Genomic DNA, 7741 nt, shown 5'->3' with positions numbered 1-7741 from the left:
TGATTGAATCAGCGCTTCCCTAAGACAATCCAACCAACAGAACGGGGTGATGACATGGCGAAAACGCCTTTGATGGAACAATATAAACAGGTGAAGGACAAGTATCAGGACTGTCTTCTTTTTTACCGGCTGGGCGATTTCTATGAGCTTTTTTATGACGATGCTGTGACTGCATCCCATGAACTGGAGCTTACGCTTACCGGGAAGAACGCAGGCGCCGAGGGACGGGTGCCTATGTGCGGCGTTCCATTTCATGCAGCGGAAATTTATATTTACCGTCTGATCCAGAAGGGCTACAAGGTGGCCATCTGTGAGCAGCTGGAGGATCCGAAGAAGGCAAAGGGGCTGGTGAAGCGGGATGTGATCCGTGTCATCACGCCGGGCACCATTCTTTTTGAAAATTCCATTGCCGATAAGTCCAACAATTACCTGATTTATATTTTGGAAGAAGATAAGGAACTGGATGCAGTGCTGGCAGATGTGTCCACCGGCGAATGCTGGTGGGGTGTCTGGGATAAAAAGAAGGAAAGGGACGATTTCTTTGATATGCTTTCCGTCTATTCTCCTGCCGAGGCGGTGTGCAGTGTATCCGATGATTTCTACGGGAAACTCACCGGTTTTGCAGCTGCCCGTCTGGGGTCCTGCCTTATGTCCCGGGCGGAAGGGGAGGAGGAAGGGAATCTTCCTGATGCTGCAGTTTCCCTTGAAAATGACAATGTGAAGACGGTGTTCCGCCGCCTTTCCGCCTACATCAAAGATGTAATGAAGTCCGACGTGTCCGTATTTCATTCGGTGCTTCCCATCCGGGAGGATCATACATTAACCCTTTCGGAGGAGTGTCTCAGAAATCTGGAAATTACCCGCAATATGCGGGACGGCGGACGGAAGGGAACGCTTCTGGAACTTCTGGACTACACCCATACGGCCATGGGGGCCAGGCTTTTGAGGCGGTGGCTGGAGCGGCCTTTGACGGATGTGAACCGTATCATTCTCAGGCAGGATGGCATCGAAGAGCTGACGAACTACATGACGGAACTCACGAATCTGGAGGACATGCTGTCCCAGGTCTTCGACTTTGAACGCATTCTTTCCCGTATTGAAGCGAATTCCACTTCCCCTAAAGACCTGCTTGCCCTGAAAGCCAGTCTTCGCATGATTCCGGAAATTAAACATCTTCTGTCCGGCGCCGGTTCTGTGATTCTGAAGAAGCTGAACAGCCAGATCGGCCTTCATGGCCCGGTGTTTGATCTTCTGGACCGTTCCATGAATGAAAACGGCACCGGAAATATCCGTGACGGAAAGTATATTAAAGAAGGCTTCTCTGCAGAACTGGACGAGGTGCGCTCCCTTTCCGAAAACAGCCAGCAGTATATTGCAGACCTGGAGGAAAAAGAAAAGGCAAAAACCGGCATTAAGCTGAAAATCGGCTTTAATAATGTGTTCGGCTACTATTTCGAAATTTCCAATGCCAATAAGATTCCCATTCCGCCCTATTATATGAGAAAGCAGACTTTGGTGAATGCGGAGCGCTACATTACGCCGGAGCTGAAGGAGTTCGAGGCCAAGGCGCTGACGGCAAAGGAAAAAACGGAGGAGCTGGAGCTTAAGATTTACCAGGCAGTGAAGGCAGAAATCCGTCCGGAAATTCCGGATATGCAGAAAACGGCAAGGGCACTGGCGGAGCTGGACTGTATCGCCAGCCTTGCCAGGGCGGCGCTGAAGGACCGCTATACCAGGCCCCGGATTACGAACAGCCGGGAAGGCCGTATTTCCATTAAGGACGGCCGCCATCCCATGGTGGAGCACGCGTTGAAGCGGGAAATGTTTGTGCCCAATGATACGGAGCTCAACCATGAGAACCAGGAAATTCTGGTCATTACAGGCCCGAACATGGCGGGCAAATCCACCTACATGCGGCAGGTGGCGGTTTTGACCATTATGGCCCAGACAGGCTCCTTCATTCCTGCCAGAAGTGCTTCCTTCTCGCCGGTGGACCGGATATTCACAAGGGTTGGCGCTACGGATGATATTTCTACCGGCCAGAGTACATTCATGGTGGAAATGCAGGAAGTGTCCCATATCCTTCGCCATGCCACCAGAAACAGCCTTATCCTTCTGGATGAAATCGGCCGGGGCACCAGTACCTACGACGGCATGAGCATTGCCCGGGCGGTGGTGGAGTATATTGATGAAAAGATTCACGGCTTTACCCTTTTCGCTACCCATTACCACGAACTTTCCGTTATGGCAGATACGAGCAGCCATATTAAAAACTATACGGTATCGGTGAAGGAAAGGGGAAAGGAAATCACTTTCCTGCGCCGTATCGTTCCCGGCTGCGCCGACAGGAGCTATGGCATCCATGTGGCAAGGCTGGCAGGCCTTCCCGAATCTCTCTTGAAGCGGGCAGATGATATTCTGGAAGGACTGGAAGAGGAAGGAAAGGGGCCTGTGCCGGTGAAGGCAGCAAAGAAGGAAGAGCCCATGGGCTTTGACCTTTTCACTTCCCCGATTATTGATGAACTGGCGGATATGGATGTTATGAGCAAGACCCCCATTGAAGCCATGGAAATCTTATTCCGCTTAAGTAAGGAAGCCAAGGAGGCCCGATAATGGCAGTGATTCATATACTGGATGAGGTGACAGCCAACCAGATTGCCGCCGGTGAAGTGGTGGAACGGCCGGTGAATGCGGTGAAGGAGCTGGTGGAAAATGCAGTGGACGCCGGTGCCTCTTCCATTGAAGTGGAAATTGCCGACGGCGGCATGACCTATATCCGGGTCACCGATGACGGCTGCGGCATGACGGAGGAAGACGCCAGGCTTTCCGTTATCCGCCATGCCACCAGCAAGATTTCCTCTGTGGATAATATTTACCACATTGCGTCTCTGGGATTTCGGGGCGAAGCCCTTCCCAGTATCGCCTCCGTTTCCAGGGCCACCATTACTACCAGAAGGCATGAAGATGCGGAAGGCACGGCAGTGGAAATGACCGGCGGGGAAATCACGGAAGTGAAGCCTGCAGGCACTCCTGCCGGCACCACGGTGGAAGTGCGGGATCTTTTCTATAACGTGCCTGCCAGAAAGAAATTTCTGAAATCGGAGAGAACAGAATCGTCCCGCATCAACAGTATGGTGGGGAAACTGTCCCTGGCCAATCCGGACATTGCTTTCCGCCTCATCAATAACGGCAGGACGGTGATTGAGACTCCGGGAAACGGCAGGCTGGTGGATGTGATTTCCGCCCTTTACGGCACGAAAACCGCCGGTGAAATGCTGCCGGTGGAGGAGGATGGAGAAAACGTAACTCTGGAAGGTCTCATTTCAAAGCCCTCTCTCCTGAAAAGCAGCCGCCAGTACCAGACTATTATCATCAACCGCAGGGTGGTGGAAAGCGCAGTGGTGTCCAAGGCAGTGGATAATGCTTACCATTCCCTGCTTCCGAAAAACGGTTATCCCCTTATGGTGCTGTCTTTTACCGTGCCGCCGGAAAGCATTGATGTGAACGTGCATCCCCAGAAACGGGAAATCAAATTTTCCGATGAACAGTCCATTTTCCGTATGGTGTACCACGGCGTGCTGGGGACGCTGACATCCCAGTCCACCGCCGATACCATTGCCAGGGAAATGATTCATGACCCCGGCCACCAGGTGGTGGAGGAAAAAGATTTTGCTCCCGGCTCAATCAAAGTGGAAGAAGCGCCTACGGGGAAGCCGGATATCGGTCTTTCGGAAGAAACAAGGCCTGCTGCTTCCTGGGGAGAACCTCAGCCCTCATCCTATATGGGCCGGAGAGGAACGCCACCCTTCCGCCAAAGTGAGGAAAATAGGACTCTCTCCTTTACGCCGGACACAGACAGAAAGGATCTTTTCTCCAATGTCTCGGTGTTTGCGGATTTCCGAAAGGAAGAGCCCCGTCAGCAGGATGAGATGAAAGCGGAGCCCCTCTTTGAAGAAAAGGTGGAAACGGATCCGGTGATTCCGCTGGGACAGGTGTCGGACTGTTTCATCCTCTGCCAGCATGGGAAAGACCTTCTCATCATCGACCAGCACGCCGCCCATGAAAGGGTGCGCTATGACCATCTGGCGGAAAGGGCAGAAGGCATTCCGGTGCAGGAAATCCTGATTCCCTACCTCATCCATGTGGACGCAGGGGATATGGACCTTTTAGACGAGCACCGGGAAGATTTGAACCGTCTTGGCATTACCTTTGAACAGGCAGGCCCCGACGTGATCCGCATTACCGGTTCGCCGGAAGATCTCTCCTCTTCCGAAATGGAAAGGGTTGTGGGAGATATTGTGAAAGCCTACCATGAAAAAGACGTACCTTCGCCGGAAACAATGCGCCATCGCATGATGGCCTACGCTGCCTGTCGGGGTGCCATCAAGAGAGGAGATCCCCTGAATATCCGGCAGATGAAGGAACTGATAGAAGATCTTTTCCATACATCAAGGCCCTTCGTCTGCCCCCACGGCCGGCCGACCATTGTGAAATTCACACCCGGTGAATTGGGAAGGCTCTTCAAACGGCCATGAATATTGCTGTCACCACCATTCGAAACTACAGCCGCTCCGTAAGGGAGGAGGCGGAAGAGAGGGGAAGAGCCCTTTCCCTTCCCTTTGTGCCTCGGGAAGGCACCCTGGAGGACATGAGAGCGCGCTGTCATAAGGAAGGATTTCTGATTTACGGGAAAAAGCAGCCCTCCTTCTGGATTGGCGGCGAGGAGTACCGTTTTCATCTGGGTACCGCCGTGCTCCGATGCGAGCAGATGAGAAGGGGCCATGAGGACCGCCTCTGCCGCCTTCTTCCGGAAGGCACGGTGTCCGTGCTGGATGCCACCTTCGGACAGGGTGGAGACTCTACGGTCCTCAGCTGGTTTCTGGGAGACAGGGGACAGGTCACTGCCCTTGAAAAAAGCATTCCCCTCTATGAAATCGGACGGGCAGGCCTTGCTTCCTTTACCGATAAAAAAGAGGAGAGCCTCACAAAAGCGCTTCGCCGTATCCGCCTCCTTCATGAGGATTTCCGCCATTTTCTGGAGAACGCAGAGCCCAAGAGCTTTGATGTCATTTACTTTGACACCATGTTCCGTTCGCCGGTGAAAAGGGAAGTGAACCGCATGGAGGGCTTCCGGAAGGCTGCGTCCTATGACCGGCTGGATGAAGGAATCCTTACCCTGGCTTTGCATATTGCAGGAAAAAGAATTATAGTAAAAGAAAGGCCCTTTTCGCCTTTATTTCAAAACCATCTCTTTTCTTCCGTCCATTCTCACAAGGGACAGTCTACGGCTTACGGGGTAATCGATCTATGAAAAAAGACAAACTTATCACCATCCTGGGGCCCACGGCCTCGGGGAAGACAGACCTTTCCCTCTACCTGGCACGGGAGCTGGGGTCCTCCATTATTTCTGGAGACGCCTTCCAGATTTATAAACACATGGACATCGGTACCGCCAAGGTGACAAAGGAGGAAGCCCGGGGCATCCGCCATTTCCTGGTGGATGAGCTGGAGCCTGACGAACCCTACTCTGCCGCCGATTTCCAGGAAAAAGCATCAAAAATCATTCATGAGGAAAATGAATCGGGACGGATTCCTATCGTCTGCGGCGGCACAGGCCTCTACATCCAGGGACTTCTGGAGGGCTACACCTTCCTCCCCAAGGGAGAGGGAAGAAAGAAGTTTGAAAAGGTATGGGAAGAAAAGGGCAGGGAAGGACTGGAAGCCCTGCTTCGTGAAAAAGGAGAAAAGGATATTCCCCCTGACGCCCAGCGCATGATACGGAAACTGGAGCTTCTGGAGGCGGGGGAGGGGAAAAAGGAGCCTTTTAAATCCGATTCTCTCCTGTATGACGGCCCGGTTATAGGAATTACTATGGACAGAGCCGTTTTATATGATAGAATAAATAAGCGAGTCCACCGCATGATGGAAAATGGACTGCCGGAGGAAGTGAGAAAGCTTCTTTCCTCCGGTCTTTCTGAAAAAGCACAGTCACTGAAAGGAATCGGCTATAAAGAAATGATTCCCGTGGTGAAAGGAGAACTCTCCCTTGAGGAAGGAGAAGAGCTGATTCAGAAAAATACCCGGCACTTTGCCAAAAGACAACTGACCTGGTACAGAAGAATGCCATATATTCACTGGGTGGAACGCAGCCCATCAGAGGAAGACATATGGTACAGGGAAATCAAGGCCTATGTCATTTCATATTTTGGAGGAGAAACAAGATGGAAGGAAAAATGAATCTGCAGGACACATTTCTGAATGAAGCCAGAAAAGAAAATGTTCCGGTCAGTATATTTCTCATGAACGGCGTACAGCTGAAGGGGAAGGTCAAATCCTTCGACAGCTTCACCGTTCTTCTGGTGAGCGAAAACCGTTCCCAGCTGATTTACAAGCACGCAATATCTACTATTCAAAGGATCTGAAACTAACAAATGAATCAAAAACTTGAACAGGTACAGAAAGAGGCGCTCGCTCTTTGTGCGCCTGTTTTTCATGAAATGGAAGAGATTTCTCTCTTCAACACAGAAAAAGTATTAACCGCATTCCGCAAACACCACCTCTCCGCCTACCACTTTGCCCCCTCCAACGGCTACGGCTACGGCGACCCGGGCAGAGAGAAGCTGGAAGAAATCTGGTGCGACATATTCCACGCAGAAAGCGCCCTGGTGCGTCCCCAGTTCGTATCCGGCACCCATGCCCTGGCTACGGTCCTTCTGGCCCTTCTCCAGCCCGGCGACACCATGGTGTCTGCGGTAGGAGCTCCCTACGATACCATGGAAAGTGTCATCGGCATTACAGGAAATGCTCCGGGAAATCTGATTTCCAAAGGCGTTCACTACAAAGAAGTGCCCCTTAAGGGAAATACCTATGACCTCAAAGCCATTGCGGACGCGGTGGATGAAAATACGAAGCTTGTAGAGATCCAGCGCTCCCGGGGCTACATGCTGAGGGACTCCCTCTTCCCTGAAGATATTAAGAAAATCATTGATACGGTGAAAGCAAAGAACCCGGAAACCATCTGCTTTGTGGATAACTGCTACGGTGAATTTACAAATAAAGAAGAGCCCATCGAACTGGGCGCCGACATTACCGCCGGTTCCCTCATTAAAAACGCCGGCGGCGGCCTGGCTCCCACCGGTGCCTACATCTGCGGCAGAAAAGACCTGGTGGAACTCTGCTCCTACGTATGGACAGCCCCGGGACTGGGCGCTGAAATGGGCTCCTACGCCGCTTCCTACCGCCCCTTCTTCGAAGGCCTATTCCTGGCGCCACACATGACAAGACAGGCCATGATGAGCGCTGAATTCTGCGCTGCGGTTTTCAAGCTCATCGGCTTCAAGACAAGCCCCGAACCGGGTCATCTTCGTACTGACCTCATTACTACGGTCACACTGGACTCCGAAGAAAATATGTGCCGCTTCGCTGAAGCCATCCAGAACTGGTCTCCCGTAGACTCCGACGCCACCCCTGTGCCGGGACCTATGCCGGGATACGTAGACCCTATCCTCATGGCAGCAGGCACCTTTGTCCAGGGATCCACCATTGAAATGTCCGCCGACGGCCCTGTGCGCCCGCCCTACGTCATGTACTTCCAGGGCGGCCTCACCTTCGAATCCGCCCAGCTGGCCATCATGGGAGCTGCAGAAAAAGTGCTGGAAGCCCAGGGAAAATTAGGATAAGAGTGAGACGATAGAAATTAGATGATAGACGATAGATATTAGGGAAGCGCTGATTCAATCAC

The 7741-nt window shown here is 52.3% G+C and carries 6 protein-coding genes; all 6 read left to right on the top strand.

Annotated features, from left to right (window positions below; translation table 11 throughout):
• Window positions 1-54 precede the first annotated feature (54 nt).
• From mutS to B2Y11_RS03525, 6 genes are read left to right on the top strand one after another with little or no spacing between them, the layout of a single operon-like run.
• Window positions 55-2613 (top strand): DNA mismatch repair protein MutS, encoded by a 2559-nt coding sequence (gene mutS / locus B2Y11_RS03550; RefSeq protein ID WP_291056301.1) that lies wholly within the window; start codon window positions 55-57, stop codon window positions 2611-2613.
• Window positions 2613-4535: a DNA mismatch repair endonuclease MutL gene (mutL, locus tag B2Y11_RS03545; protein ID WP_291056299.1), complete on the top strand. Its 1923-nt coding sequence runs from the start codon at window positions 2613-2615 to the stop codon at window positions 4533-4535. Before mutS ends, mutL begins: the two co-directional genes overlap by 1 nt.
• Window positions 4532-5311: a class I SAM-dependent methyltransferase gene (locus B2Y11_RS03540; protein WP_291056297.1), complete on the top strand. Its 780-nt coding sequence runs from the start codon at window positions 4532-4534 to the stop codon at window positions 5309-5311. Before mutL ends, B2Y11_RS03540 begins: the two co-directional genes overlap by 4 nt.
• Complete coding sequence (miaA, locus tag B2Y11_RS03535) at window positions 5308-6237, top strand: tRNA (adenosine(37)-N6)-dimethylallyltransferase MiaA (protein ID WP_291056295.1); 930 nt, start codon at window positions 5308-5310, stop codon at window positions 6235-6237. The genes B2Y11_RS03540 and miaA overlap by 4 nt, the downstream gene beginning before the upstream one ends.
• Window positions 6222-6422 (top strand): RNA chaperone Hfq, encoded by a 201-nt coding sequence (gene hfq, locus B2Y11_RS03530; protein ID WP_008859355.1) that lies wholly within the window; start codon window positions 6222-6224, stop codon window positions 6420-6422. The genes miaA and hfq overlap by 16 nt, the downstream gene beginning before the upstream one ends.
• Before the next feature lie 9 nt (window positions 6423-6431).
• Window positions 6432-7679, top strand: a complete 1248-nt coding sequence (locus tag B2Y11_RS03525) for an aminotransferase class I/II-fold pyridoxal phosphate-dependent enzyme (RefSeq protein WP_291056288.1) — start codon at window positions 6432-6434, stop codon at window positions 7677-7679.
• Window positions 7680-7741: the final 62 nt, after the last annotated feature.

It is taken from the genome of Dialister sp. UBA1703 (assembly GCA_002320515.1).
Lineage (GTDB): Bacteria > Bacillota > Negativicutes > Veillonellales > Dialisteraceae > Dialister.
Note: the sequence above shows the minus strand (reverse complement) of the source record. Positions and strands in the feature narration are given on the sequence as shown.